29 protein-coding genes are annotated in these 25,369 nt (G+C 66.5%); 17 read left to right on the top strand and 12 right to left on the bottom strand.

All coding sequences use genetic code 11. The annotated features are described in order from the left end of the window. The 5 genes from SB4_RS07330 to SB4_RS07310 all read left to right on the top strand — a co-directional run. On the top strand, window positions 1-629 hold a 629-nt coding region (locus tag SB4_RS07330; RefSeq protein ID WP_058752051.1), incomplete at its 5' end, for a histidine phosphatase family protein. Continuing rightward, complete coding sequence (locus SB4_RS07325; RefSeq protein WP_058752046.1) at window positions 626-1,090, top strand: hypothetical protein; 465 nt, start codon at window positions 626-628, stop codon at window positions 1,088-1,090. The genes SB4_RS07330 and SB4_RS07325, both read left to right, overlap by 4 nt. A gap of 130 nt (window positions 1,091-1,220) precedes the next feature. Continuing rightward, window positions 1,221-1,943, top strand: coding sequence for an NYN domain-containing protein (locus SB4_RS07320; protein ID WP_058752045.1), 723 nt, complete (start codon window positions 1,221-1,223; stop codon window positions 1,941-1,943). A gap of 8 nt (window positions 1,944-1,951) precedes the next feature. Then, entirely contained in the window at window positions 1,952-3,136 is a 1,185-nt protein-coding gene (gene rlmN / locus SB4_RS07315; protein ID WP_058752044.1) for a dual-specificity RNA methyltransferase RlmN, read from the top strand. Window positions 3,137-3,327: 191 nt separating this feature from the next. Continuing rightward, window positions 3,328-4,089: a sulfite exporter TauE/SafE family protein gene (locus tag SB4_RS07310; protein WP_058752043.1), complete on the top strand. Its 762-nt coding sequence runs from the start codon at window positions 3,328-3,330 to the stop codon at window positions 4,087-4,089. Here SB4_RS07310 and SB4_RS07305 read toward each other — a convergent pair. The 3 genes from SB4_RS07305 to SB4_RS07295 all read right to left on the bottom strand — a co-directional run bounded on the left by SB4_RS07305 (window position 4,077) and on the right by SB4_RS07295 (window position 6,090). Beyond that, a complete protein-coding gene (locus SB4_RS07305; protein WP_153006120.1) occupies window positions 4,077-4,571 on the bottom strand; it encodes a hypothetical protein in 495 nt (164 codons plus the stop codon). The genes SB4_RS07310 and SB4_RS07305 overlap by 13 nt on opposite strands. A gap of 261 nt (window positions 4,572-4,832) precedes the next feature. Beyond that, window positions 4,833-5,366, bottom strand: coding sequence for a DUF3617 domain-containing protein (locus tag SB4_RS07300; RefSeq protein ID WP_058752041.1), 534 nt, complete (start codon window positions 5,364-5,366; stop codon window positions 4,833-4,835). Between the two features lie 103 nt (window positions 5,367-5,469). Then, a complete protein-coding gene (locus SB4_RS07295; protein WP_058752040.1) occupies window positions 5,470-6,090 on the bottom strand; it encodes a flavin reductase family protein in 621 nt (206 codons plus the stop codon). A 26-nt stretch (window positions 6,091-6,116) separates the two neighbouring features. On the opposite strand from SB4_RS07295, the gene SB4_RS07290 reads away from it, so the two are divergent. From SB4_RS07290 to SB4_RS07280, 3 genes are read left to right on the top strand one after another with little or no spacing between them, the layout of a single operon-like run. Next, window positions 6,117-6,863, top strand: a complete 747-nt coding sequence (locus SB4_RS07290) for a cytochrome b/b6 domain-containing protein (protein WP_058752039.1) — start codon at window positions 6,117-6,119, stop codon at window positions 6,861-6,863. Next, the gene (locus SB4_RS07285; RefSeq protein ID WP_058752038.1) at window positions 6,860-7,603 is read left to right on the top strand and encodes a molybdopterin-dependent oxidoreductase; all 744 of its coding nucleotides are present in this window, start codon (window positions 6,860-6,862) and stop codon (window positions 7,601-7,603) included. The genes SB4_RS07290 and SB4_RS07285 overlap by 4 nt, the downstream gene beginning before the upstream one ends. Window positions 7,604-7,621: 18 nt before the next feature. After that, complete coding sequence (locus tag SB4_RS07280) at window positions 7,622-8,848, top strand: SAM-dependent methyltransferase (protein WP_058752037.1); 1,227 nt, start codon at window positions 7,622-7,624, stop codon at window positions 8,846-8,848. 153 nt (window positions 8,849-9,001) lie between these two features. Here the strand turns inward: SB4_RS07280 and SB4_RS07275 are convergent, their stop codons facing one another. Both SB4_RS07275 and SB4_RS07270 read right to left on the bottom strand, forming a co-directional pair. After that, on the bottom strand, window positions 9,002-9,403 hold the full coding sequence (locus tag SB4_RS07275; RefSeq protein WP_058717812.1) for a hypothetical protein: 402 nt from the start codon (window positions 9,401-9,403) through the stop codon (window positions 9,002-9,004). Next, window positions 9,400-9,831 carry a protein tyrosine phosphatase family protein gene (locus SB4_RS07270; RefSeq protein WP_058752036.1) on the bottom strand — a complete coding sequence of 144 codons (432 nt, stop codon included), beginning with the start codon at window positions 9,829-9,831 and terminating at the stop codon, window positions 9,400-9,402. The genes SB4_RS07275 and SB4_RS07270 overlap by 4 nt, the downstream gene beginning before the upstream one ends. A gap of 158 nt (window positions 9,832-9,989) precedes the next feature. Here SB4_RS07270 and SB4_RS07265 point away from each other — a divergent pair, with 158 nt between their 5' ends. The 7 genes from SB4_RS07265 (at window position 9,990) to SB4_RS07235 (ending at window position 16,797) form a co-directional block, all read left to right on the top strand. Further along, complete coding sequence (locus SB4_RS07265) at window positions 9,990-11,009, top strand: YncE family protein (RefSeq protein WP_193753757.1); 1,020 nt, start codon at window positions 9,990-9,992, stop codon at window positions 11,007-11,009. 48 nt (window positions 11,010-11,057) lie between these two features. Further along, on the top strand, window positions 11,058-12,230 hold the full coding sequence (crtY, locus tag SB4_RS07260; RefSeq protein WP_058752035.1) for a lycopene beta-cyclase CrtY: 1,173 nt from the start codon (window positions 11,058-11,060) through the stop codon (window positions 12,228-12,230). Then, window positions 12,227-13,702 (top strand): phytoene desaturase, encoded by a 1,476-nt coding sequence (locus tag SB4_RS07255; protein WP_058752034.1) that lies wholly within the window; start codon window positions 12,227-12,229, stop codon window positions 13,700-13,702. The genes crtY and SB4_RS07255 overlap by 4 nt, the downstream gene beginning before the upstream one ends. 177 nt (window positions 13,703-13,879) lie before the next feature. After that, on the top strand, window positions 13,880-14,179 hold the full coding sequence (locus SB4_RS07250; protein WP_058717816.1) for an ArsR/SmtB family transcription factor: 300 nt from the start codon (window positions 13,880-13,882) through the stop codon (window positions 14,177-14,179). Continuing rightward, window positions 14,161-14,817 carry an SdpI family protein gene (locus tag SB4_RS07245; RefSeq protein ID WP_058752033.1) on the top strand — a complete coding sequence of 219 codons (657 nt, stop codon included), beginning with the start codon at window positions 14,161-14,163 and terminating at the stop codon, window positions 14,815-14,817. Before SB4_RS07250 ends, SB4_RS07245 begins: the two co-directional genes overlap by 19 nt. Before the next feature lie 25 nt (window positions 14,818-14,842). Continuing rightward, the gene (locus SB4_RS07240; RefSeq protein WP_058752032.1) at window positions 14,843-15,799 is read left to right on the top strand and encodes an alpha/beta hydrolase; all 957 of its coding nucleotides are present in this window, start codon (window positions 14,843-14,845) and stop codon (window positions 15,797-15,799) included. A 185-nt stretch (window positions 15,800-15,984) separates the two neighbouring features. Then, entirely contained in the window at window positions 15,985-16,797 is an 813-nt protein-coding gene (locus SB4_RS07235; protein ID WP_058752031.1) for a hypothetical protein, read from the top strand. A 130-nt stretch (window positions 16,798-16,927) separates the two neighbouring features. Here SB4_RS07235 and SB4_RS07230 read toward each other — a convergent pair whose 3' ends face one another. After that, window positions 16,928-18,754: an ABCB family ABC transporter ATP-binding protein/permease gene (locus SB4_RS07230; protein ID WP_058752030.1), complete on the bottom strand. Its 1,827-nt coding sequence runs from the start codon at window positions 18,752-18,754 to the stop codon at window positions 16,928-16,930. Between the two features lie 142 nt (window positions 18,755-18,896). Here SB4_RS07230 and SB4_RS07225 point away from each other — a divergent pair, with 142 nt between their 5' ends. Continuing rightward, window positions 18,897-19,127: a hypothetical protein gene (locus SB4_RS07225; protein WP_058752029.1), complete on the top strand. Its 231-nt coding sequence runs from the start codon at window positions 18,897-18,899 to the stop codon at window positions 19,125-19,127. Between the two features lie 12 nt (window positions 19,128-19,139). Here the strand turns inward: SB4_RS07225 and SB4_RS07220 are convergent, their stop codons facing one another. The 6 genes from SB4_RS07220 to SB4_RS07200 form a co-directional block, all read right to left on the bottom strand. Beyond that, complete coding sequence (locus SB4_RS07220; RefSeq protein WP_058752028.1) at window positions 19,140-20,090, bottom strand: phytoene/squalene synthase family protein; 951 nt, start codon at window positions 20,088-20,090, stop codon at window positions 19,140-19,142. Continuing rightward, window positions 20,087-20,668: an LOG family protein gene (locus tag SB4_RS07215; RefSeq protein ID WP_058752027.1), complete on the bottom strand. Its 582-nt coding sequence runs from the start codon at window positions 20,666-20,668 to the stop codon at window positions 20,087-20,089. Before SB4_RS07215 ends, SB4_RS07220 begins: the two co-directional genes overlap by 4 nt. Window positions 20,669-20,735: 67 nt before the next feature. Then, a complete protein-coding gene (locus SB4_RS20345; protein ID WP_241488521.1) occupies window positions 20,736-21,242 on the bottom strand; it encodes an alpha/beta hydrolase in 507 nt (168 codons plus the stop codon). Window positions 21,243-21,257: 15 nt separating this feature from the next. Beyond that, a complete protein-coding gene (locus tag SB4_RS20340) occupies window positions 21,258-21,731 on the bottom strand; it encodes an alpha/beta hydrolase family protein (RefSeq protein ID WP_241488520.1) in 474 nt (157 codons plus the stop codon). Window positions 21,732-21,932: 201 nt separating this feature from the next. Then, on the bottom strand, window positions 21,933-22,217 hold the full coding sequence (locus tag SB4_RS07205; RefSeq protein ID WP_058752026.1) for a CsbD family protein: 285 nt from the start codon (window positions 22,215-22,217) through the stop codon (window positions 21,933-21,935). 109 nt (window positions 22,218-22,326) lie between these two features. Next, window positions 22,327-23,442, bottom strand: a complete 1,116-nt coding sequence (locus SB4_RS07200) for a glycoside hydrolase family 43 protein (RefSeq protein WP_058752025.1) — start codon at window positions 23,440-23,442, stop codon at window positions 22,327-22,329. A gap of 146 nt (window positions 23,443-23,588) precedes the next feature. On the opposite strand from SB4_RS07200, the gene recQ reads away from it, so the two are divergent. After that, window positions 23,589-25,358: a DNA helicase RecQ gene (gene recQ, locus SB4_RS07195; RefSeq protein WP_058752024.1), complete on the top strand. Its 1,770-nt coding sequence runs from the start codon at window positions 23,589-23,591 to the stop codon at window positions 25,356-25,358. The last annotated feature ends 11 nt before the right edge of the window (window positions 25,359-25,369 follow it).

The following is a 25,369-nucleotide window of genomic DNA, read 5'->3' as shown; positions in this document are numbered from 1 at the left end:
GCCCGACAGCCCGCAGGGGCCGCGACTATATCGCCCGGCATGGCGAGACGGTGTTCAACCGGATCGGCCGAATCCAGGGCGACCGGGCGGACCTGCACACGCCGCTGACCCGGAAAGGATTCGCCCAGGCCGACCTGCTCGGGCAGGTACTGCGCCAACGGCTGGGCGAAGCGCCCGCCTTGACGCTCTGGTCCTCGCCCACCGGCCGCGCGCTCCAGACCCTGGCGGTCATTACCGAGCATCTGGCGCTCGACTGGCACGAGACCCATCACGATTCGCGACTGATCGAGCTGGGTTTCGGCAGCTGGGGCGGCCAGACCTTCGCGGAACTGAGCGCGGTCCACGGGACCATCGTCCATCCGCACGGCATGGCGGTGGGCGCACCCGATGGCGAGAACTATCCGGCGATGGCGGCGCGGCTGGGCGATTGGCTGGCGGATACGGCGGATCATGACGGCGACCGGCTGATCCTGATGCACGGCCTGTCGAGCCGGGTGCTGCGCGGGCTGATGCTGAGCCTGGCCGACGATCCGCTATGCGGCGTGCCGGTCGCCGAGCGCCTGCCGCAAGGATCGATCGTGATGATCGAGGGGGGCCAGGAGACGCTGATCCACCGGGCCGGGCCATGAAGCGGCTGGCGCTGCTGCTGACGCTGGTCGCCGCCCCCGTGCTCGCGCGCGAAACGATCGGCATCTACAAGGGCTGGGGCGCGTTTCGCGATCCCGATCGCTGCTATGCCATCGCCCGGCCGGTGCTGGCGAACGGTCGCCCGAATGGTTTTGCCAGCGTCGGCACCTGGCCCGCCCGGCGGCTGCGCGAATCCTTCCACCTGCACCTCAGCACGGCGCGCGACCGTGCCGCACCGGTCACGCTGGCGATCGGCGAGCGGCGCTTTCCGCTGGTCGGCACGACCCAGGACGTCTGGGCCCCCGATGCCGCCACCGACCATGCCCTGGTCACCGCCATGCGCTCGGGCCGCAGCATGAGCGCATCGACCGTCGACCCGCGCCACCGCCCCTTCGCCGACACCTATGCGCTGGCAGGCGCGGCGGCGGCGATCGACGCGGCGACGCTGGCGTGCGTGGCGTGAACTTGATTTTTCGGCATCTATACACTATGTATTGTTCATCAGGTCCCCGGCAGCCGTCTTGAGGCGCTCGCAAGAGCAGACATCAGCTCAAGGCCAGCTTCCGGGGACATTGCGTTTCTGGTAGCCATCGATGCCCACTGCCGTCGTAATTGATGGCGCGTTCTTTCTGCGCCGCTTCAAATCTGCCTTCCCCAATCTCGTCGCCAGCGAGGCAGAGGATGTGGCGTTCGGCGTGATCTGCATGGCGGCGCATCACATCACCGCACGGCTGCAAGCCAATCCGGCATGGTCGACCGTTGCCGCCGACTATTGGCGGCCGCAGGAAACGGCGGAACTGTACCGCATCTTTTTCTACGACTGCCCGCCACTGACCAAAAGGCTCCACACGCCGATCGACAAGCGCGCGATCAATCTGGCCCAGACGCCGGAGGCCAAGCTGCGCTTGGCCATTCATCGGCGACTGCATGAGACGAGGAAGGTCGCGCTGCGCCTTGGGCGTCTGAACGAAAATCTCTCGCCATGGCGATTGCGTCCCAACGCCATCCACCGTTGGCGCGAGGGACATCCGCCGCGCGATGACGATTTCGAACTCGATGTCGTACAGAAGGGCGTAGACATGCGGCTGGGCCTCGACATCGCCGCGATGGCGCATAAGCGGCAGGTCGACCAGATCGTGCTGGTCGCCGCCGACGCCGATTTCGTACCGCCCGTCAAACTCGCCCGTCGCGAAGGCATCGATGTCGTGCTCGACCCGATGGGCGCGCCGGTTGCTCCCGATCTTCTCCAGCACGTCGATGGCGTGCGAAACTGCTATATGCAGGTCAATTCCCGCCTAACGGATGACAAAGAATGACTCCTGACATGCCCATTCCGGGGCACATCGATCCCGTGCCCGTGCCGCGCGGCGTGCAACCGCGTCCCGATGGCCGCGTCGACCTGATCGGCCTGACCAAGGACCAGTTGCGCGAGGCGTTGCTGTCCGGCGGCATGGAATTGAAGCAGGCCAAGCTGCGCTCCAAGCAGATCTGGCACTGGCTCTACAATCGCGGCGCGGTGCGCTTTGCCGACATGACCGACATTGCCAAGGCGCAGCATCCCTGGCTGGAGGAACGCTTCGTCATCGGCCGTCCCGAAGTGGTCGAGGCGCAGGTGTCAAACGACGGCACGCGCAAGTGGCTGCTGCGCTCGGCCGACGGGCAGGATTACGAGATGGTGTTCATCCCGGACGCCGATCGGGGCACTTTGTGCGTGTCGAGTCAGGTCGGCTGCACGCTGAACTGCCGTTTCTGCCACACCGGCACGATGCGCCTCGTGCGCAACCTGACCGCGGGCGAGATCGTCGGGCAGGTCATGCTGGCACGCGACTCGCTCGGCGAATGGCCCAGCCAGCCGGAAGGTCGCATGCTGACCAACATCGTCATGATGGGCATGGGCGAGCCGCTCTACAATTTCGATGCGGTACGCGATGCGCTGAAGCTGGTGATGGACGGTGACGGCCTGGCGCTGTCGAAGCGTCGCATCACCCTGTCGACCAGCGGCGTCGTGCCGATGATGGCGCGCGCGGGCGCGGAGATCGGCGTGAACCTGGCCGTGTCGCTCCACGCCGTGACCAAGGACGTGCGCGACGAGCTGGTGCCGCTGAACAAGAAATACGGCATCGAAGAGCTGTTGCAGGCCTGCGCCGACTATCCGGGTGCCAACAACGCCCGCCGCATCACGTTCGAATATGTGATGCTGAAGGACAAGAACGACTCGGACGCCGATGCGCATGAGCTGGTCCGGCTGCTGCGCCATTACGACCTGCCCGCCAAGGTAAATCTGATTCCGTTCAATCCCTGGCCGGGTGCGGATTACGAATGCTCGACGCCGGAGCGGATTCGCCGCTTTTCCGACATCGTGTTCGAGGGCGGAATCTCGGCACCGGTCCGCACCCCGCGCGGGCGCGACATCGATGCGGCGTGCGGCCAGCTGAAGACCGCCGCCGAGAAGAAGAGCCGCGCGCAGCTCGACCGCGAGGCGGAAGAGAAGTTCGCAGCCCTGGGGTAATTATCTTTCCTCCCCTGTAAGGGGAAGGGAACCATGCGCAGCATAGTGGAGGGGTGTTACGGCTAGCGGCGACACCCCTCCGTCAGCCCTTTGGGCTGCCACCTCCCCTTGCAGGGGAGGAATGTAGTGCACGCTTGCCCCGCGCCCCCGCCTGAGGCACGGAAGCGCCGCACCATGCATTACGCCACCCGATGACCGACTGGACCTTTCTCGCGCTGGCCGCCGCCGGGGGCTTTGTCGGGGGTGCGATGAATGCGCTGGCGGGCGGGGGCAGTTTCTCGACCATGCCGACGCTGATCGCGCTGGGCCTGCCCTCGACGGTCGCCAATGCCACCTCCAATGTCGCGCTTCAGCCCGCCGCGATGGCGAGCGCCTGGGCCTATCGCCATGGCCTGGAGCCGGTGATGGGCGTGTCGATGCGGCGCATGGCGGCGCTGACCTTCGTCTTTGCGCTGCTGGGCAGCCTGTTGCTGTTCCTCACCCCACCGCGCGCCTTCGACCTGATCGTGCCCTGGCTGTTGCTGGTCGCGACGCTCGCCATTGCGGGCGGGCGGCATGCATCGGACTGGCTGGCGCGGATCGCCACGCCGGGCCCGCGTGCGTTGATCGCCGCGCAGGCGGTGCTGGGTGTCTATGGCGGCTATTTCGGCGGCGGCATCGGCATGATGCTGACCGCCACCTGGGGATTACTGTCCGGGCGCAATCCCGCCCAGCTCGCTGCCCCGCGCACGCTGATGCTGGCGACCGCCAATGCGGCAGCGACGCTGGTCTTCGTGCTGACCGGCATGGTCGCCTGGGCCCAGTGCCTGCCGATGCTGGCGGGCGGCATCCTGGGCGGGTGGAGCGGGGCGCTGATCGGACGCCGGTTGCCCGCCGGACTGATCCGCGCCTGGACGCTGCTGCTGACCACGGTGACGACGGCGGTGTTCTTCTATCGGGGTTATCTCGCCTGAAGAGCGATTGTCGGACGCAGCGGTTCGATCCGGCCGGATGTCGCCAGACCGCCCTCCAATCTGCTCAGAAACAGATCCTCGGTCTGCAACATGCGATGGATTTCGGGACGAAACCGCGCCGACTCCGCACGATACAGACTCCATTCGGCGATGATCGCGTCCATCGGCCACCGCGCCAGAAACGTCGAAATTCGCTGGCGATAGGCCGGCAGCGCAGCCTTGTACGACAGCATATCGGCCGCGCCCGGGACATCGGCATGGCGCTCGGCCGTGACGAAGACGACATCATGGAGAAACGTCATCCGCTGGCGGCTGGAATGCGCCAATCGCCAACGAATATGCCCCAGCGCATGGCTATCGGGAGAGGGTGCTTCGCACAGCGCCCGATGCTCCTGCATCAGCGCCCGCAAGGAGTGATGAAGCTCGCGCAAGTCTTGCAACATAAGCGACTGAGGGCCTTCTATGGGCCACATGTCCGGCACCCCACTTCGCAAGCCGGGCGAAGTGAAAATTGTCGTCCTGATCCATGTGGTGTCAGCCCCCCCGGGTCGTCACGCATCCATGACCGGCGGCCAGACCATGATCCGGCGCAAATATCCGTCGGCATTCTCGTCAAGCCATCGCGCGTCTCCCGTCGCCGCAGCGACACGGGCACGCCCCTAAGCCCATTCTAATACCAAATACAATCCATTTTAGTGGGTGATGTTAAGGCCGGGACAGTGCGCCCCGGCCCCCTTCGCATGTTATTTGGCCGCGTCGCATTCGCCGATGCGGCGGCCTTCGCTATGCACCTTTTGCGACATGGCGTGGGCGCCTGACATCTCCATCTCCTGATCGGTGGTGAAGCTGGTTTCGGTGAAATTGCCCTTGGTCTTGCTCTTCATCGTCATATTGCCGGGCAGCTTGCAGGTCAGGTCGCTTTCCACCTTGCCGCCCGCAAAGGTCGAGCTGGTGACGGTGCAGTCGGACTGCGCACCCTTCAGCAGTTCGGCGGGGCCCTTGGCGGCCTGTTCGGCGGTCAGGCAGACGGTGTTGGTCGCCGCAGGCGGCGTCGAACTGACGCCCTTGGGCATATTCTCCATCTTGAGGTCGCTGACCTGGGTCTTGATCTCCCACTTGCCGGGCTGCAGCTTGGCGACGGGCGAGCCTGCACCGGTTTCGGTTTCTTTGACTTCACCAGTCGCGGCGTTGGACGTGACCGTGGTCGAGCCGGTCTTCTGATCGCATGCCGCCAGCGACAGCGCGGCGACCGCCATGAGGGGAATGAACGGCTTCATAGGTCTCTCCTCCATTGCCGGGCCTCATGCGTTATCGCCTGCCCGACAGATGATGGATGGATCGCACCCGACGTGATTTCGTTCCATCCCCGCATCCTTTGGATCAGTCGGGTCGACGCATCTCGAACCGCGCGGCCTCGGTCACCTCGAAATAGTCGACCGGGCCGCCGCCGCGCAGGATGGGGCGGGCGCGGGCCGTCTGATAGACGCCGCTTTCGATCAGGTCGGCAGAGATATGGATGCCGACCGCCTCGCCGATGACCAGCCACTGGTCGAGTTCGCGCCCTTCCTTGGTCTCCAGCCGGATCAGCTGAGTCAGGCGGCATTCGAACGATACCGGGCTTTCGGCGACGCGCGGCGCGGGTACGATCCGGCCATCCTCGGGCGTCACGCCCGCCAGCATGAATTCGTCGACCTCCGCCCCGACCATCGCCGCGCTGGCGTTCATCGCATCGGCCAGCACCATCGTCGCCAGGTTCCAGGTGAAGACCTTGGTCTCGGCGACATTGGCGACCGAGTCCTTCCACCCCTGCGACGAAAAGCCGATCAGCGGCGGACGGTAGTTGAACACGTTGAAAAAGCTGTAGGGTGCCAGATTGTTGACGCCCGCGCTCGACCGGCTGCCGATCCAGCCGATCGGGCGCGGCGCGACGATCGCGTTCAAGGGATCATGCGCCAGCCCATGACCGTTGACGGGTTCGTAGAAATGCCAGTTGTCGATCATGAATGGTCACCGGAAAGGGAGTGGGAATGGAAGCCGAAACGCCGACCGAGCCGGAAAGAGCCCCGGAAGCCGCTTCGGCTGAACCGGGTTCCGTCATCCGTCGCCATGGCGTGGTGACTCGCATCTGGCATTGGGTCAATGCGGTCGCGGTGCTGATCCTGCTGGGGTCGGGGCTGGGCATCTCGAACGCGCATCCCCGGCTCTATTGGGGGCGGTATGGCGCGAATTTCGATCGCGCCTGGGCCACCCTGCCCCATTTCCCGGACTGGCTGACCATCCCGGCGCGCTACAATCTGGCGATCTCGCGGCGCTGGCATCTGTTCTTCGCACTGGTGCTGGGCTTCGGGCTGCTCGCCTATATGATCGGCGGGCTGGCGACGCGGCATTTCCAGCGCGACTTGCGTATCCGGGGGCGCGAGTTGCGGCCCGCCGCGATCTGGGCCGATTTTCGGCGGCATCTGGCGTTCCGCTTTCACGACGAGCGCGATCCGCGTGCCTATAACTTGTTCCAGAAGCTGAGCTATGCGGGCGTGCTGTTCATCGCCTTGCCGCTCGCAATCCTGACCGGCATCGCGCTATCGCCGGGCATGAACGCGGCCTGGCCCTGGGTGCTGGACCTGCTGGGCGGACGGCAATCAGCGCGGTCGATCCATTTTATCACGGCAACGCTGCTGGCGCTGTTCCTGATCGTCCATCTGGTGCTGGTCATCCTGGCCGGGCCGCTCAACGAACTCCGCTCAATGATTACCGGCCGCTGGAGGGTTCCCGAATGATAGGACGTCGCACCATCCTGACCGGCGGCGCCGGGCTGCTCCTCGCGGGCTGCGACAAGGTGATCCAGCAGCCGACCGCCCGGAAGATCCTGTTCGCGGGCGAGGATATGCAGAAAGGGCTGCAACGCGCGCTGATGGACCGAGGCGCGCTCGCTCCCGAATATCGCCGCGACCAGATGTCGCCCTTCTTCCGCACCAACGGCACGCGCAATCCCGGCACGCCCGAATATGCCGCGCTGGTCGCCAATCGGTTCGAGGACTGGCGGCTGAAGGTCGGCGGGCTGGTGGCTAAGCCGCTGTCGCTATCGCTGCGCCAGATCGGCGAGTTCCCCGCGCGCCGCCAGATCACCCGCCATGACTGCGTCGAGGGGTGGAGCGCGATCGGCGAATGGACGGGGCCGATGCTGGGCAGCATCCTGAAGGCCGCCGATATCAGCACGCGGGCACGCTATGTCGTCTTCACCTGCGCCGACCTTTATGGCGGACAGCCCTATTATGAATCGATCGACCTGATCGACGCCTTCCACCCCCAGACGATCCTGGCCTGGGGCATGAACGGTCGGATGCTCGACGTCGGGCACGGCGCGCCCTTACGCCTGCGGGTCGAGCGACAGCTGGGATACAAGCACGCCAAATATCTGATGCGGATCGATGCGGTCGAAAGTTTGTCCAACATAGGTTTGGGCAAGGGCGGATATTGGGAAGATCACGTCGATTATGACTGGTACGCCGGAATTTAAGACACTAGGGCGTGCCGTATGGCGCTGATCGATCTCTTTCTGTCGCGCGCGGTCCGCAAGGGCCGCCTGTCTCTCACCCATCATGATGGAAAGGTCCGCGAGTTCGGCTCGCCCGAACCCGGTTATCCCGATGTCGCGATCCGCTTCACCGACGCCCGCGTCGCCGGGCAGATCGTGCGCAATCCCGCCCTCGCGGCGGGCGAATGCTTCATGGACGGCCGGCTGGTCGTCGAGAAGGGCGATGTCCGCGATCTCGTCGAGCTGCTGACCGCCAATGACAAATGGGAAGCGGGTCGCGCGAACCTGAATCCGTCGCGCTTCGTCCGGGCGGCAGGCGCGATCAAGCACCGCATCGACCGGATCAACATGGAGCGCCGGTCGAAAAAGAACGTCGCCCATCATTACGACCTGTCGGGCACGCTGTACGAACTCTTCCTCGACACCGACAAGCAATATAGCTGCGCCTACTTCACCGATCCGCAGAACGATCTGGAGCGGGCGCAACGCGACAAGAAGGCGCATATCGCCGCCAAGCTGGCGATCCAGCCGGGGATGAAGGTCCTCGATATCGGTTGCGGCTGGGGCGGAATGGCGCTGTATCTCCACCAGAAATGCGGCGCGGAAGTGCTGGGCGTCACCCTGTCCGAGGAACAGTTGAAGGTCGCCCGCGCCCGGGCCGAGGCGCTGGGTGTGTCGGACAAGGTGAAGTTCGAGCTGATCGACTATCGCCGCGTCGAGGGGCAGTTCGACCGCATCGTCTCGGTCGGCATGTTCGAGCATGTCGGCCCGCCGCAATATCGCACCTTCTTCCGCAAGTGCCGCGACCTCCTCACCGAGGACGGTGTGATGCTGCTCCACACGATCGGGCGGCTGAACGGGCCGGGCGTCACCGACGACTGGACGACCAAGTATATCTTCCCGGGCGGCTACAACCCGGCGCTGTCGGAGATCGTCCGCGCGCAGGAAGGCTTGCGCATGTTCCTGACCGATGTCGAGGTGCTGCGCTGCCATTATGGCTGGACGCTCGACATCTGGTACGACCGGACGGTAGCCGCGAAGGACCGCATCGTCGAGCTGTACGACGAACGCTTCTATCGCATGTGGCTCTTCTATCTGGCGGGCGCGGGCGCGGCGTTCCGCAATGGCGGGCTGTGCAACTATCAGGTGCAGTTGACGCGCGGGCGCCTCTCGGTCCCGGTCACGCGCGACTATATGTACGAAGGCGAACGCGCTCTGCGGGATTGAGGGGAAATTCCTCCCCTGCAAGGGGAGGGGGACCAGCGAAGCTGGTGGAGGGGTGTCGCCATCTGCAAGGATGGTCGAACCTCTCCAACCGGAACACCCCTCCGTCAGACCTTCGGTCTGCCACCTCCCCTTGCAGGGGAGGAATGATCAGGATCAGGCGCGCAGGCGGCGGATATCCAGCACGTCGACCCCGGCGAGCATCACCGGCCCGAACCGGCCATCGACTTCGGCCACGATCCCCTCGGCGGTCGAGCGGACCCGCGCCCAGGGGATTTCGCGCACCGCGATGCGCCGCCCCTGCAGCTTGATCGCCGCGACGCGACCGTCCTGCGCAACGGCCAGCGCGCCCTGCCCATCGGCTCCGACCACCGCGCCCGCGACGGCAAAGCCCGCCAGCGCCGCCTCGGCCGCCGCCGCGACCTCTTCGGGCGAGCCGACGCGGCGGTCGCGGCGATGGCGGACCAGCCAGCCGATGCCGACCCCGCCCAGGACCGTGCCGACGCCCAGCCCGGCCAGCGCCCAGCCCGCCAGTGCGCCGGTGATGGGCAGGCTCATCCGGCGGCGTCCGCCAGCGCGTCCAGCGTCGGGCGCAGACCGGACAGATCGTATCCGGCGCTTTCCGCCTGCATGACGATCAGCGTCGGGGTGCGCCCGGCTTTCGCCGCCGCCAGCGCCCACAAATTGCAGCTGCGCGTGCCCGACCGGCAATAGGCGAGCACCGGCCCCTTGGCCTCGACCAGCGCCTGGGTCATCTGGTCGACCATTTCATGGCTGAACCCGCCCGGCGTCACCGGGATGGCGGTATAGGCCAGCCCCTGATCCTCGGCGGCGGCGCGAATCGCATCGCCGCTGGGCTGGCCGGGCTCCTCGTCATCGGGCCGGTTGTTGACGATGGCGGTGTAGCCCGCGGCCTTGATCGCGGCGACATCCTCCGGCCGGATCTGGGGGGCGACGGCGACGCTTTCGTTGAGTGGACGGATCATGCAGCTCACCTATTCAATGGACCGTTTCACCGCAACTGGCGGCACGCCTTCCGCGCCATAAAAGACGCATCAGCCGGGCCTTGGCTCCTGGGCGGCGGAACATCCCCGCCCGCCCCTCGTCTGACCTGACGAGCACAGCGCCATCCAGGAGTATCCCCATGCCCATGATCGATCGCCGTCAGGGCCTGTGGGGCGTCGCCGCCCTGGGCTTGGCCTCCCTCCTGCCGCTGGCATGGCGGCGGGCCCAGGCGGCGGTTCCGGCGCGTTCGCTCGCCGTGGTGGAAAAGGGCGCGGGGCGAGTCGCCTTCTACAGCCTGCCCGAGGGGCGTCCGCTCGGCCATGTGCCGCTGGGCACCCAACCGCATGAGATGGTCGCCGATCCGGCGGGACGCTTCGCCTATATCGGTGGTTACGGCGTGAAGGGCTGGCAATTCGGCGGCGAGGGTGGGCACCAGCTTTGGGCGATCGATCTGGCCGATCGCAAGCTTGCCCGCACCATCGACCTGGCGCCGCATCGCCGCTGGCACGGAATGCGGATGGACGCGAAGGGCCGCCTCTATGCGCTGTCCGAAAGCGACAGCCTGCTCGCCCGTTTCGATGCGCCCGCCACCGCCGACGGCCCCGACCGGATGATCCCGGTCGGCGGCGCGCGCAGTCACTATTTCGTGGTGAAGGCGGATGGCTCGCGCGCCTATGTCGCCGACACGATGAGCGGCACCGTTATCATGGTCGACCCCGACGATGCCAGCTTCGCGCCCGTCAAGCAGCATATCGGCCAGGCACCCGAGGGTTTGGCGCTCAGCCCCGACGAGCGGACGCTCTATGTCATCGACCGCCCGGCAGGCGTGCTCCACGCGCTCGACGCGGTGACGCTGCGCCCGCGTGCCCGTACCACCCTGCGCGGCGAGGCGGTGCGGGTGGTCGTGCAGGCGGACGGCCGGTTGATCGTGTCGAACACCGCCGACAAGAGCCTGACCCGCCATTCGCCCGCCACGCTGGCCGAGGAAGCGCGACTGGCGCTGCCCGCCGCCGCGCCGGGTCTGAACCTGCCCGCCGGAGGGTCGATCCTGTACGCGGCACTCGAGAATGACCGGATCGCCATCATCGATCTGGCAGCGTGGAAGATCACCGGCGGCTTCGCGACCGGCGAAGCTCCCGACACCGCCGTCCTGCTGTGATGGTCGTGGCCCTTTGCCTTGGCCCCGCTTTCCGGTAGCGGTGCGCGGATGGCTGCCAAAATCTCTTGTGATGTCGCGATCATTGGCGCCGGGCTGGCCGGTGGACTGATCGCGCTGGCCCTGAAGGCCCGGCATCCGTCGCTCGACGTGCGACTGGTCGATGCGGGCGAGACGATCGGCGGCAACCACCTCTGGTCCTTTTTCGGCAGCGACGTCGCCAAGCGTGACCGCTGGATCGTCGAGCGGCTCGTCGCCCATGCCTGGCGCGGGTATGACGTCGCCTTTCCCGCCCATTCGCGCACGCTGAACCAGACCTATTATTCGATCGAGAGCCACCGGCTCGACACCCAGGTCCGCCGCGCCCTGCCGCCGGAGGCGTTGATCCTGGGCCGCAAGGTGCTGGCGGTATCCGCCACCGCCGCCGTCTTCGCCGATGGCGACCGGGTGGAGGCGACGGGCGTGATCGACGCGCGCGGCGCGGGCGACCTGTCCTCGCTGTCCTGCGGATGGCAGAAATTCGTCGGGCAGGAGTTGAAATTGACTCGCCCGCACGGCGTCGAGCGGCCGGTGGTGATGGACGCCACCGTCAAGCAACTGGACGGCTATCGCTTCGTCTACACCCTGCCCTTCGCCGAGGACCGGATCTTCGTCGAGGACACCTATTACTCCACCTCCGCCGAGCTGAACCGTCGCGCCATCGTCCAGCGGATCGAGCGCTATGCCGACAGCCGCGACTGGGTAGGGGCCGAGGTGGTGCGCGAGGAGGCGGGCGTGCTGCCGGTCGCGATGGGCGGCGATTTCGACGGCTATTGGCGCAGCGGCGGGGCCAGGACGCCCAAGGCCGGAATGCGCGCCGGGCTGTTCCACCCGACCACCGGCTATTCGCTGCCCGATGCGATCCGCATGGCGGCGATGCTGGCCGATCGGCGTGACTTTGCCGGGGCCGACCTGCACGACGCAACCTATCGCATGGCGCGGGCCGCCTGGGACGCGCGCGGCTTTTACCGTATGCTCGACACGATGTTGTTCAAGGCCGCGGAGCCGGATGAGCGATACCGCGTTCTGGAGCGTTTCTATCGTCTTCCGCCCGACCTGATCGGGCGTTTCTATGCGGGGCAATCGACCATGGCCGACAAGGCACGAGTTCTGACCGGACGGCCGCCGGTGCCGATCCTGCGCGCCATCGCCGCGCTGCGAAGCCAGTCGGGGGGCCGGGTATGAAGAGCGCGGTCGTCATCGGATCGGGTTTCGGCGGGCTGGCGCTGGCCATCCGCCTGCAATCGGCGGGCGTGCAGACGACCATCGTCGAGGCCCGCGACAGGCCGGGCGGGCGCGCCTATTACTGGGAGCGCGATGGCTTCACCTTCGATGCCGGGCCCACCGTCATCACCGATCCGGCGTGCCTGGAGGAGCTCTGGGCGCTGACCGGCCGCTCGATGTCCGAGGATGTGAAGCTCGATCCCGTCAGCCCCTTCTATCGGCTCAACTGGATCGACGGCACCAATTTCGATTACAGCAACGACGACACCCAGCTGCGCGCCGAGATCGCCAAGCTGAACCCCGACGATATCGCGGGCTATGGCAAGTTCCTGGACTATGCGGCGGGCGTCTATCACGAAGGCTATGAGAAGCTCGGCCATGTCGCGTTTCTCGACTTCGCCTCGATGGTGAAGGCCGCGCCCGCGCTGGCGAAGTACCAGGCGTGGAACTCGGTCTATGCCATGGTGTCGAAGTTCGTGAAGTCGGAAAAGCTGCGCGAGGCCTTGTCCTTCCACACGCTGCTCGTCGGCGGCAATCCGATGACGACCAGCGCCATCTATGCGCTGATCCACAAGCTGGAGCGCGACGGCGGCGTCTGGTTCGCGCGTGGCGGCACCAATCGGCTGGTCGCGGGCATGGTCGCGCAGTTCGAGCGGATCGGCGGCGTCATCCGCTTAAGCGATCCGGTGACACGGATCGAGACGCTGGGCGACCGTGCGACCGGCGTGGTGACCAAGAGCGGCCTGACCATCCAGGCCGATGCGGTCGCGACCAATGCCGACATCATGCACAGCTATCGCGACCTGCTGTCCGACAACCGCTCGGCGCGGCGCACGGTCAACCGGCTGGAGCGCAAGCGCTACTCGCCGTCGCTGTTCGTCGTCCATTTCGGGATCAAGGGCGCGTGGCCGGGCATCCCGCACCACATGATCCTGTTCGGCCCGCGCTATAAGGGCCTGCTGACCGATATCTACGACACCGGCGTGCTGTCGGAGGATTTCTCGCTCTACCTCCACCACCCGACCGTCACCGATCCCAGCTTGGCGCCCGAGGGGCATTCGACCTTCTATGCGCTGGCCCCGGTGCCGCACATGGGCAAGTTCCCGATGAACTGGGACGAGGTCGGGCCGATCCTGGAAAAGCGCATCCTGGACGAGGTCGGCCGCCGCCTGATTCCCGATATTCACGACCGGATCGTAACCAAATTCCATTATGCCCCGGCCGACTTCGCGACCGATCTGAACGCGCATATGGGCTCGGCCTTCTCGCTGGAGCCGATCCTGACCCAGAGCGCCTATTTCCGGGTCCATAACCGCGACGATTCGATCCCGAACCTGTATTTCGTCGGCGCGGGCACGCATCCGGGTGCGGGCATTCCCGGCGTGGTCGGCAGCGCCAAGGCGACCGCAGCGCTGATGCTGGAGCGGAAATAACCCCCCCCCTCCCCGGCACGGGGAGGGGGACCATGCGAAGCATGGTGGAGGGGACGGCCGCATGGGTTGTCCCTCGGAGAAGCCCCCCTCCGTCAGCGCTTCGCGCTGCCACCTCCCCGTGCCGGGGAGGATGTATTTAGCCTTTCCGCTAATTAGCGTTTATGCTAAACACCGGTCATGGACCCGGTGTTCGAGGCTCTTGCCCATCCCACCCGCCGCCGCATCCTCGAGATGCTGCGGGGCGGCGGCTTGTCGGCGGGCGTCATCGCAGACGCGTTCGACGTCTCTCGCCCCACCATGTCCGCGCATTTCGCCAAGCTGAAGGCCGCCGGGCTGATCCAGGCCGAGCAGCAGGGCACGACCATCACCTACACGCTCAACCTGTCGGTGCTCGAACAGGTGGTCATGGGGTTCATGACCCGGCTGGGCGTCGGCGAGGACAATCAGGAGGATTCGGCATGTCGTTCCGCCCGCTGATCGTCGCATCCGCCTTGGTGGCGGGCGGCATGGCACTGGTCTCCGCCATCGCGCTGTCCCGATTGCCGCCGGGCACGATGTTGCCGACCCACTGGAACGCCGCCGGACAGGCGGACCGCTTCGCCGAGGCGGGCTATGCGCTGTTCCTGCCGGTCGTGATGACCATCGGCGTCTCGGCGATCCTGGCGGCGCTGCCCCGGATCGAGCCGCTGCAACGGAATCTGGAGGGTAGCGCCCCGCTGCTTCGTACCGTCTGGGCCGGGTGCCTGGCGCTGTTCATCGGGATCGAAGCGATGGTGGCGGGCCCCGCCTTTGGCTGGACGCCGCCGGGCAGCCTGATGCTGGTCGGGCTGGGGCTGTTCCTGATCGCGATCGGCAACACCCTCCCCAAGTCGCGGCCGGGCTTCTTCGTCGGCATCCGCACGCCCTGGGCGATCATGGACACCGACAACTGGATCGCGACCCATCGGTTCGGCGGCTGGCTGTTCGCAGGCACGGGACTCGCGATCGCGATCGTCGCGCTGCTGCCGATCGATGCCGAGGATCGCGCCGGGATCGTCACCACCGCGCTTCTATCCGCCGCGCTGACGCCGGTCCTGTTCTCCTATTTCCGCTGGCGGGTGACGCGTCCGCGCTGATGTCCGGTCCTGATGGGGGATTGCCATGTCGTTGACCGCATTCTTCGCTGCCCTGCTTGCCGCCGCCACACCGATGGCCGACCGAGACATCTCCGCCCCCGGACCGCAGGGGGCGCTGAAAGGCAGTTGGGCAGGCCCCGAAGGTGCCAAGGTGCCGGTGGTACTGATGATCCCCGGATCGGGCCCGACCGACCGCGACGGCAACAGTCCGAGGGGCCTCAAGGCCGCCTCGCTGCGCCTGCTGGCCGAAGGGCTGGCGGCCAAGGGCATCGCCAGCGTGCGCATCGACAAGCGCGGCATGTTCGCCAGCGCCGGAGCGGTCCCCGACGCCAACCAGGTGACGATCGACGATTATGCCGCCGACACCCGCGCCTGGATCGCCGCGATCCGTGCAAAGACCGGCGCGCGCTGCGTCTGGGTGCTGGGACATAGCGAGGGCGGCGTGGTCGCACTGACCGCCGCCGCCGCGCGGGCAGAGGGGCTGTGCGGCGTCATCGCCGTCTCCGCCCCCGGCCGCCCGCTGGGCGCGGTGATGCGGGCGCAGTTCCACGCCAATCCGGCCAACGCCCCGCTACTGGCCGATGCCGACCGCGCCATCGACGCGCTGGAGGCCGGCCATACCGTCCCCGCCGCCAGCCTGACCCCGCCGCTGCCGATGATCTTCGCCGATCCGGTCCAGCCCTTCCTCATCAACGCCTATGCCAAGGACCCGGCCAAGCTGGCGGCGGCGGTCACGAAGCCGATGCTGATCGTGCAGGGCGAGGCGGACCTTCAGGTCACGGTCGAGGATGCCCGGACGCTGAAGGCCGGACAGCCTCGGGCAACGCTGGTCCTGCTGCCCGGGGTCAACCATGTGCTGAAGACGGTCGAGCGCGACAGCCGGGGCGCGAATCTCGCCACCTATGCCGACCCCAACCTGCCGATCGCGCCCGGCGTGGTGACGGCGGTGGCGGACTTTATCGACGCCCATATCGCAAAATAGCGGTCCGCCCGATCCGGCCTTTTTTGCGCCACGATCTCCAGCAATGTTGCACATACGCAACATTATGGGAGAAAATGTTCGTGGCCATTGACTTTCCAAAATTCACATTCCCTGTAATCGCACTTCTGTTGACCGCAGCGGCTTCGCCACCCTCGGAGCGCGTCATCCCCCCGGATGGACGGGAAATGGTCACGATCAACGGCGTCGCACGCTCGGTACGGATTGATCCGGGCGTGCCCGCGATGCCGATCATCACCAAGGAATTCGCCGAAGCCGCCAGCATGAAGCCAGGCATGTTCGGCTTCGCGATGGGTTTTGGACCCAAAGCGATGATCGCCGGGAGAACCGCCGTGGCGCGCGTCGCGTTCGGCGACGCCAAGCCCGCCAAACAGCGGATCGGCTTTACCGAAAAGCCCTATGTCGAGGGCTTTGCGGGCGTGTTCGGTCCCGGCAGTCTGCCCGACCCTATCGTCCGCTTCCGCCTGCGCGACGCGGTTGCGGGCGAACGGGTCACCGCATTCCCGATGGTGGACCAGGGCGACCTGTTCGGCGGCTGGGCCGAACGTTTCGCGATCATCATGGTCGAGGGTCAGCCGATGCGCGTCCGCTTCGATCCCCACCACCCGCGAACCCTCGCCAATGCGGGCGCGGCGGTGCGGCTGGCGCGGGCCTATGGTGGCACGCTGTCCGGGGCGACCAGCCCGACCGAGATCGCGTTCGGCGTCCAGCGCCCCATCCGCACCATGACCCTTTCCACGCCCTTCTCGGTCGGGCCGCTGACCATCGCGACGCTGGGCGTGCGCACGGTCGATCATGGCAGCACCGAGACCATCGCCGATGCCGACCAGCATGCCGATCCCAATGAGGTCGTCGTAACCGGCAAGGGCAAGCACGACATCAACCGCGACCGACTGGCGATCGGTGCGGACCTGCTCAACCGCTGTTCGTCGATCGTGTTCGACAAGCCCGCCAGGCAGGTGCGGTTGAGCTGTCGGTAACATCCTCCCCGGCACGGGGAGGTGGCAGCGCGCAAGCGCTGACGGAGGGGGCGTGCCGCCTAGGCCACCCCATGAGGCGATCCCCCTCCACCACCCTGCGGGTGGTCCCCCTCCCCGCAGGCGGGGAGGATCAGGCCAGCACCGCGTCCTCGTCCGCCTCTTCCACCTCGGCGGCCTGGCGCGCCCACATTTCCGCGTATAGCCCGTCCTTCGCCAGCAGCTCGCCATGCGTGCCGCGTTCCGCCACCTGGCCACCGTCGAGGACGACGATCTGGTCGGCATGGACGATCGTCGACAGCCGGTGGGCGATGACCAGCGTGGTACGCCCACGCTCGATCGCCTGCAGCGTCGCCAGGATGTCCGCTTCGGTCCGGCTGTCGAGCGCGCTGGTCGCCTCGTCCAGGATCAGGATCGGCGGGTTCTTCAGCAGGGTGCGCGCGATGGCAACCCGCTGCTTCTCGCCACCCGACAGCTTCAGCCCGCGTTCGCCGACACGGGTCGCATAGCCCTGGGGCTGGCGCTCGATGAAGTCGGCGATGGCCGCCCCCTTCGCCGCGCGCTCGACCTCGGCTTGGTCGGCACCCTCGCGGCCATAGGCGATGTTGTAGCCGATCGTCTCGTTGAAGAGCACCGTGTCCTGCGGCACGATTCCGATCGCCGCGCGCAAGCTATCCTGCGTCACCGTGTCGATCGCCTGACCGTCGATGGTGATCGCGCCCTCCTTCGCCTCATAGAAGCGGTAGAGCAGCCGCGCGAGCGTCGACTTGCCCGCCCCCGACGGGCCCACCACCGCGCAAGTCGTGCCCGCCGGAATGTCGAGGCTCAGCCCCTTCAGGATCGTCCGCTCCGGGTCATAGCCGAAGACGACATGGTCGAACCGGACATGCCCGCCCGTCACGCGCAGCGGCGGGGCGCCCGGCGCGTCGACCACCTCGGCGGGGGTGTCGATCAGGTCGAACATCGCCCCCATGTCGATCACCCCCTGACGAATGGTGCGATAGACCATGCCGAGCAGGTCGAGCGGCCGGAACAGCTGCGACAACAGGGTCGACACCAGCACGACGTCACCCGCCGACGCCGCCCCGCGACTCCATTCGCGCACGACCCAGGCCATGGCAAAGCCCAGCATCAGGCTGGTGATCGCCGCCTGCCCGACGTTCAGCCACGCCAGCGAGTTTTCCGACTTGGTGGCGGCGCGCGCATAGGCGGCGACGCCATTCTCATACCGCCGCGCCTCGCGCTCCTCGGCGTTGAAATATTTGACCGTCTCGAAATTCAGGAGCGAGTCGACCGCATGCGCCACCGCGCCGGTGTCGAGATCGTTCATCTGGGTGCGCAGCGCGTTGCGCCAGTCGGTCACCTTGCGGGTGAACCAGATGTAGAGGACCACCATCGCCATCGTCGTGACGACCAAAACGGGTCCGAAGCTGCGCCCGAAAATGGCGAGCACCAGCCCCAGCTCCAGCACCGTCGGCGCGATGTTGAAGAGGAGGAAATACAGCATCGTGTCGATGCTCTTGGTCCCCCGCTCGACCACCTTGGTGACCGCGCCGGTCCGCCTCTCCAGATGGAAGCGCAGCGACAGGCGGTGGAGATGGCGGAACACATCGGCCGACAGCCGCCGCGTCGCATCCTGCCCGACCATCTCGAAGACCGCATTGCGCAGATTGTCGAACAGGGTGGTCGCAAACCGCGCGCCCGCATAGCCGACGACCAGCAGGATGACGAGCGTCACCGCGCTCCGGTCTCCCCCCGCCATCCGGTCGACAGCATATTTGAACGTATAGGCCGCGCCGAGCACCTGGACGAGCTTGGACAGGATGACCAGCGCCATCGCCCCGACGATCCGTAGGCGGAGCATCGGCTCCCCGGCGGGCCAGAGATAGGGCAGGAAACGCCGGAGCGTCGGCAGCAGCGGCCGGTCGGACGTACCGGCGGTGGGATCGATGGGAGGCATGTCGCCTCCATGTCGGACGATCCGTGCCGGAGTTCAATGGCGGGATCGGCCACAGCCTGTGCGGTTTGTCGTCGCCCTCTCGTCCGACACCGGGAACCACTCACCGCACCTTGGTGTTTTACCAGCAACTGGAGGCGGTTAGATGGAACCGATTTTCTATGTGATGGCGATCCTGGGCTGCGGCGACGGCAGCGTGGATTGCACCGAGGCCCGGATGGTCCCCGCGCGGTACGCGACCATGGCACAGTGTCGTGCCGACCTGCCCAACCGCATCGCCGCCAACACGGATGTGCCCTATCCCGTCATCGGTGCCGACTGCCGCCGCATGGGCGCACAAATGGCAAAGGCAGAGCGTAAACTGACGCGCGGATAACGCTTGTTCGTTTTAGCGCGGCCGAGTCCATAGGGTCGTATCGCGGGGCTCGATCCTCATCTTTCCCCGCCGTGCTGCCTGGACACTGGCGCGCGTCATGAAGCCCAGTTTCTCAAGCTTGCTCGTCCCCACGCGGCTGTCCCAGGCCCGCCGCCCGCGCTGGGCAACCTTGCGGCCGATCGCGCCATATATCGCCGCCGCCGACAGGACGGCCCAAGCCGAGCGATAGGATAAGGCGGGCGTCCCCATGCGCGCACTGGCCTCGAACGCCGCCGCCCGGTCGGTCAGCCGCCGCGCCAGCGCACTCAGGCCCGGCCGGTGCGACGGTGCCATGATCGCGTCGGGCGCGATGCTCTTATAATCGAGCCACGCCCGGGGCAGGTAATGCCGCCCCGCCTCCGCATCCTCGGCAATGTCGCGCGCGATATTCGCCAGCTGAAACGCCATGCCCAGATCGCATGCCCGGTCGAGCGTCGCCTCGTCATCCGGCGCGACGCCCATCATCACCGCCATCATGCAGCCGACGACACCCGCCACATGATAGCAATAGCGGTAGAGATCGTCCTCGGTCTCGGGCCGCCAGTCCTGGGCATCGAGCGCAAAGCCCGCCATCAGGTCGCGGGGCCAGCGATGCGGCATCCCCGTCTCGGCGACGACCACCCGCAGCGCGTCGAACGCCGGGTCGCCGACCACCTGCCCCGCCAGCGCCGCTTCGGTCTTTGCGGTCAGCTCGGCCAGACGTGCAGGCGCATCGGCGACGCGGGTCATCCCATGGCCATGATCCTGGCCATCGGCGATATCGTCACAACGGCGGCACCAAGCATAGAGAAGCCAGGCCCGCTCGCGCGTTTCGGGGTCGAACAGCAGGCTCGCCGCCGCGAAGCTCTTCGAGCCCTTGGCGATCGATGCCCGTGCCGCCGCGACCAGTGCCTCGCGCTCGGTCGGGGCGGCGGTGTCGCTCACAGATCGCCCGCGTTCATCCGCACGATCGGCTGGGTTGGCACATGCGCCCCCATCCGCGCGAGAAGGCCGTCGAGCGTGGTGTCGACGATCAGCAGGTCGCGGTGCTGCGGCCGCAGGAAGCCGACCTCGCCCATCTTCTCCCAGAAGGCGACGAGATGGTCGTAATAGCCGCCCGTGTTGAGCAGCCCGACCGGATCGGCATGATAGCCGAGCTGCGCCCAGCTGAGCGCTTCCCAAAGCTCGTCCATGGTGCCGGTGCCGCCCGCGATGGTGATGAAGCCGTCCGACAGGTCGGTAAACGCCTTTTTGCGCTCATGCATGCCCGGCACGACATGGAGTTCGGTCAGGCCGCGATGCGCGACCTCGGCATCGACCAGCGCCTGCGGGATGATGCCGATCACCTCGCCCCCGGCTGCCAGCGCCGCATCCGCCACCGCACCCATCAAGCCCAGCCGCCCGCCGCCATAGACGACACCGATTCCCCGCTCCGCCAGCCCGCGCCCGACGGCCCGGGCGGTTTCGATATATTGGGGGTCGGAGGGGGTCGCCGACCCGCAGTAAATGGCCAATCGCTTCATGCCGCCAGCGCTAGGCCATGGGACGGAGCGGGGCAAGCGGGGTTGGCCCTGGCCCATCCGTTCAGGCTTACAACATGCCGATATCGTGCAGCCATTGCCGGGCCTGATCGGGCCATTCCCGTGTGATCGGATCGGCGGTCGGGCGCAGGCCGAAGGCATGACCGCCCTTGGCATAAAGCCTCAAATCGACCGGCACACCCGCATCGCTCAGCGCCAGCGCATAAGCCAGCGGCTGGCGAATCTTGTCCATCGGATCGTTCATCGCATGGATGATGAGGGTCGGCGGCGCCTTGGGACTGATCGTCACCCAGGGTTGCAGCTCCAGACTGTTGCGCCCCTTGCTGTCGTCCAGCATCCGGGCGGTATAGGCGATGATCGCAAAATCGGGGCGCGAGGGCTGCCGGTCCGCCGGGTCCGCCGCCGGATAGGTGCGATCGTCCGTGTTGCTCATATTTGCGGCCAGATAGGCACCGGCCGAAAAGCCGATCACGCCGATCCGGTGCGGGTCGATTCCGTACGCCGCAGCGTTCTCGCGAAGCAGCCCCATCGCGCGCTGGGCGTCCTCCAACGCCAACAGTGTCCTGGGTCGTTACTGCTTGCCATCGACACGCGGCCATATCTGCGGCACCCGATATTTCAGCACGGCGCAGACCATGCCCTGTCGTACCGCCCAGCCGCAGATCTCGGTGCCTTCCAGATCGGTCGCCACCACCTCGAACCCGCCACCGGGCAAGACCAGCATGGCCGTTCTGCTCTTGCGTCCGCGCGGCCGATAGACGGTCATCGTCGGGCGCGTCACATAGCTGGCCCAATGCCACAGGCGACCGCCAACCATCCCGGTGCCATTTCCCGTCGCTTCCGGGCGATCGCCACTATCCGGCTTGGCGAGCGGGATCGAGGCGGGCCAGAGCGGGATTTGCTCACCGCCATCGGTGGGTTGCCATACGCCCTCACGTTCATGCTTCGGGATCGCGACCTTGGGCACAACGTGAACTTCTCCCGGAGCCATGCCCGCGGTCAGGCTTGCCAGCAGCAGAGCACCCACGATTCCCAAACGTGACAATTCCTGTCTCCCGTCCCCGATGCGGCGCTGTGATAGGGAGACCGGCTCGGATCGCCCGAGCTGACTTTAGAAACACGGATTATGGCCAACAAAGCATGTTTGGTCGGGGCAGGCCGCAATTTTCCTCATGCCGCCGGGAGGACACGAAAAAGGGCGGTGCCGCCCAGCGACACCGCCCCCATTCTAAAATCGCGACCGAGCTTACTTGCCGCGCAGTGTGTTCAGCAGCGCGAGGCCCACCACGCCGCCCAGCGCCGCAGAGGCGAAGGGGCGGTCCTTCACGAACTGACGCGCCTGGTCGATCAGCGGGCGGACCGACTGGTCGATGCTGGTCTTGGCATCGCCGAACGCCTTTTGCGTCTTGCCGCTCAGCTGCTCGCCCTTGCCTTCAGCCTCCATGGTCTTGTCGCCCAGCATTGCGCCCAGGCCCTGCTTGACCTTGCCGCCGAAATCGGTGGCTGCACCATTCATCGTGTCGGTGTTCATCGAACAGCTCCTTTTTGGATGGGGGTGATGGAGGGTCAAAACCCCGCAAGGCTCCGATGTTTCCTGGTATCTTTGCATTATCTGGCCGTGACGATTGTCTCAAACACCCTTAGTCGCCAGCAAAATGCCGCTCCAGCCGGTCCGCTTCTTCCGGCGTGATCGCCGTCACCGATCCGTGCTTTGGTGAGGTAAAGTTGGTTGCCTTCATCGGCGAACCGGGGTCGTTGAAGTGGCCGATGTCGCGAAAGGTACGAAAGTCGCGGGTTTCGGAAAAGCCCATATTGTTGGGCCTGGCGCCGTAGACGTCGTACATCAGGACGTAGGTGTCGGTGCCGTGCCGCCGCCACAGGGTGGGCGCCTCCGTCGGCACTGCCTCCGGATCCACCTTGGCGGGATCGAAGACATAGCCGGCATTTACTCGCTCCGAGACGGCCTGGCGCAGATTGCCCGGCTTGTCGTCGGTGACATAGAACATGCGATAGGTGTCGCCCACGCGGGTGATGTCGGCATCGACCGTACTGGCCGTGGTCTTGGGATAGCGGAACAGCGGCTTGGGCGAGGTTGTCAGCCTGCGGAACCCCGGATCGGCATAGGCATAGACCAGATGGTTTTTGCCGTTGCCCAGCCGCGTGGTGAAATACACCATCATCCGCCGCGCGACCGGATCGTAGATGGTCTCGGGTGCCCAAGCGATCCCGGCATTGCGATACGCAGGGAAAGCGCGCGTGATGTCCACCTCGGCATGGGTCCAGTGGATCAGATCGCGGCTTTTCATCAGGATCATCTTTCGATTGTTGCCCCAACCATAATCCTTTTCCGGCCGCTCCCACTTGGTCGTGCGCAGCCCCTCTTCCTGAGCGTAGATGTGGAGGTCGGTCATCACCAGATAGAAGGCGTTATCTGGACCGCGCGTCAGGTGCGGGTCTCGGATTCCCTTCTGCTCGGCGATCCCCGTGCTGGGCAGGACCGGCTTGCCGTCGTTGATGTCAGTGAAGTTATAGCCGTCGCGCGAAACCGCGAAGTGCAGCGCGTGTACATGCTCCTTGAAATAAGACAGCAGATACACGCTGCGGGCGCTTTCGGCGGGTGGGCGGGGGTGGGGACCACGGTCGACATCGGCGACGATCTGCAACCGGGGGGCAGCAGAAGAGGCGGTCTCCCGGCCGATCGCGCCGGTCCCGCCCAAGACGGCGGCAATGGATAGCAGTCCGGTCAAAACCCGCATGATACTTACTCTCCAATGATCCCGATCTGCGCCGGTCGATGACAATTTGTCAGAGTTTTGCCACGATGCAAGCCCGGCGAACGACGGCCCGCCGAAAGCGGTGGCGCCCCTTTCCCCGGCTCTTTGCGCTCGCTACATGCACGGCAATGGTCGTCGACCCCCTTGCCAAGCTCCACGAAGTTTTCGGGTACAGCCAGTTCCGCGGTGTGCAGGAACAGGTGGTCGACCGCGTGTTGAACCGGCAACGCACCCTGGCGGTGATGCCGACGGGGGCCGGCAAGTCGCTCTGCTACCAGTTGCCCGCGGTGATGATGGACGGCTGCTGCGTCGTGGTAAGCCCGCTGATCGCCTTGATGCACGACCAGCTGCGCGCGGCCGAGGCGGTCGGTATCCGCGCCGCCACGCTGACCAGCGTCGACCAGAACCGGGCCGAGACGGTGGCGCGCTTCCGCGACGGCCAGCTCGACCTGCTGTATGTCGCGCCCGAGCGCGCGTCGTCGGGGCATTTTCGCGAGCTGCTGGGCTCCGCGCCGCTCAGCCTGTTTGCGATCGACGAGGCACACTGCGTCAGCGAATGGGGCCACGACTTCCGCCCCGACTATCGCCTGCTCGAACCGCTGATGGACGCCTTTCCGGAGGTGCCCCGGCTCGCGTTGACCGCGACCGCCGATGCGCATACCCGCGCCGACATCGCCAAGCAGCTGGGTATCCCGACCGAGGGGATGATCGTCTCGGGCTTCGACCGGCCCAATATCCGCTATGCGATCAGCCCCAAGGCGAATGTGAACCTGCAGATCGCGCGGGTGGTGGCGGACACGCCCGGCCCCGGCATCGTCTATGCCCAGACCCGCGCGGCGACCGAGAAGCTGGCCGAGGCGCTGGCCCGCACCGGTCGCCCGGTGCGCGCCTATCATGCCGGGCTCGACCCCGCGGTGCGCGCGAAGAACCAGGCCGATTTCGTGGCGAGCGAGGACATGGTGATCTGCGCCACCGTCGCCTTCGGTATGGGCATCGACAAGCCGGACGTCCGCTTCGTCGCCCATGCCGGGCTGCCCAAGTCGATCGAGGCCTATTATCAGGAAACCGGGCGCGCGGGCCGCGACGGCGATCCGTCGGTCGCGCATCTCTTCTGGGGTGCCGACGACTTCGCCCGCGCGCGCCAGCGCATCGCCGAGGTCGAGCCCGAACGCCAGCCGGGCGAACGCGCCCGCCTGTCGGCGCTGGGCGCGCTGGTCGAGACGGGCGGATGCCGCAGGCGAATCCTGCTGCGCCATTTCGGCGAGGAGCTGACCGAGGACTGCGGCAATTGCGACAATTGCCTCGGGTCGCCCGATGCCGTCGATGCGACAACCGTAGCCCAGAAGTTTCTCTCGGCCGTGTTCCGCACCGGCCAGATGTTCGGCGCGGGCTATATCGAGCAGGTACTGACCGGCCAGTCGAGCGAGCGCAGCCTGATGAACGGACATGAGGCGCTGTCAGTCTGGAACATCGTGTCGGGCGACGAGGTGGCGCTGCTGAAGCCCGTCCACCGCGCGCTGCTGCTGCGTGACGCGCTGCGCACCAATCATCATGGTGGGCTGGAGTTCGGCCCCGCCGCCCGTGCGCTGATCAAGGGCGAGGCGCGGCTGTCGCTGGTCGTACCGCCCAAGCGCGAACGCAAGGGCCGCCGCGCCGCGCCCGTCGCCGCCAACCCGGCCGACAATCCACTGTTCGAGGCGCTGCGCACCAAGCGCCGCGAGCTGGCGCAGGAGGCGGGGGTGCCGCCTTACGTCATCTTCCACGACTCGGTGCTGCGCGACATGGCGGCGCAGCGGCCGACCAGTCGCGCGGCGCTGTCGCTGCTGTCGGGGATCGGCGCGCGCAAGCTGGATGCTTATGGCGAAGCGTTTCTGGCGGTGATCCGCGAGGCGGATTAAGCTCTCGGGCC

Origin of the sequence: Sphingomonas sanguinis (assembly GCF_001476905.1) — a bacterium.
GTDB lineage: Bacteria > Pseudomonadota > Alphaproteobacteria > Sphingomonadales > Sphingomonadaceae > Sphingomonas > Sphingomonas sanguinis_B.
Note: the sequence above shows the minus strand (reverse complement) of the source record. Positions and strands in the feature narration are given on the sequence as shown.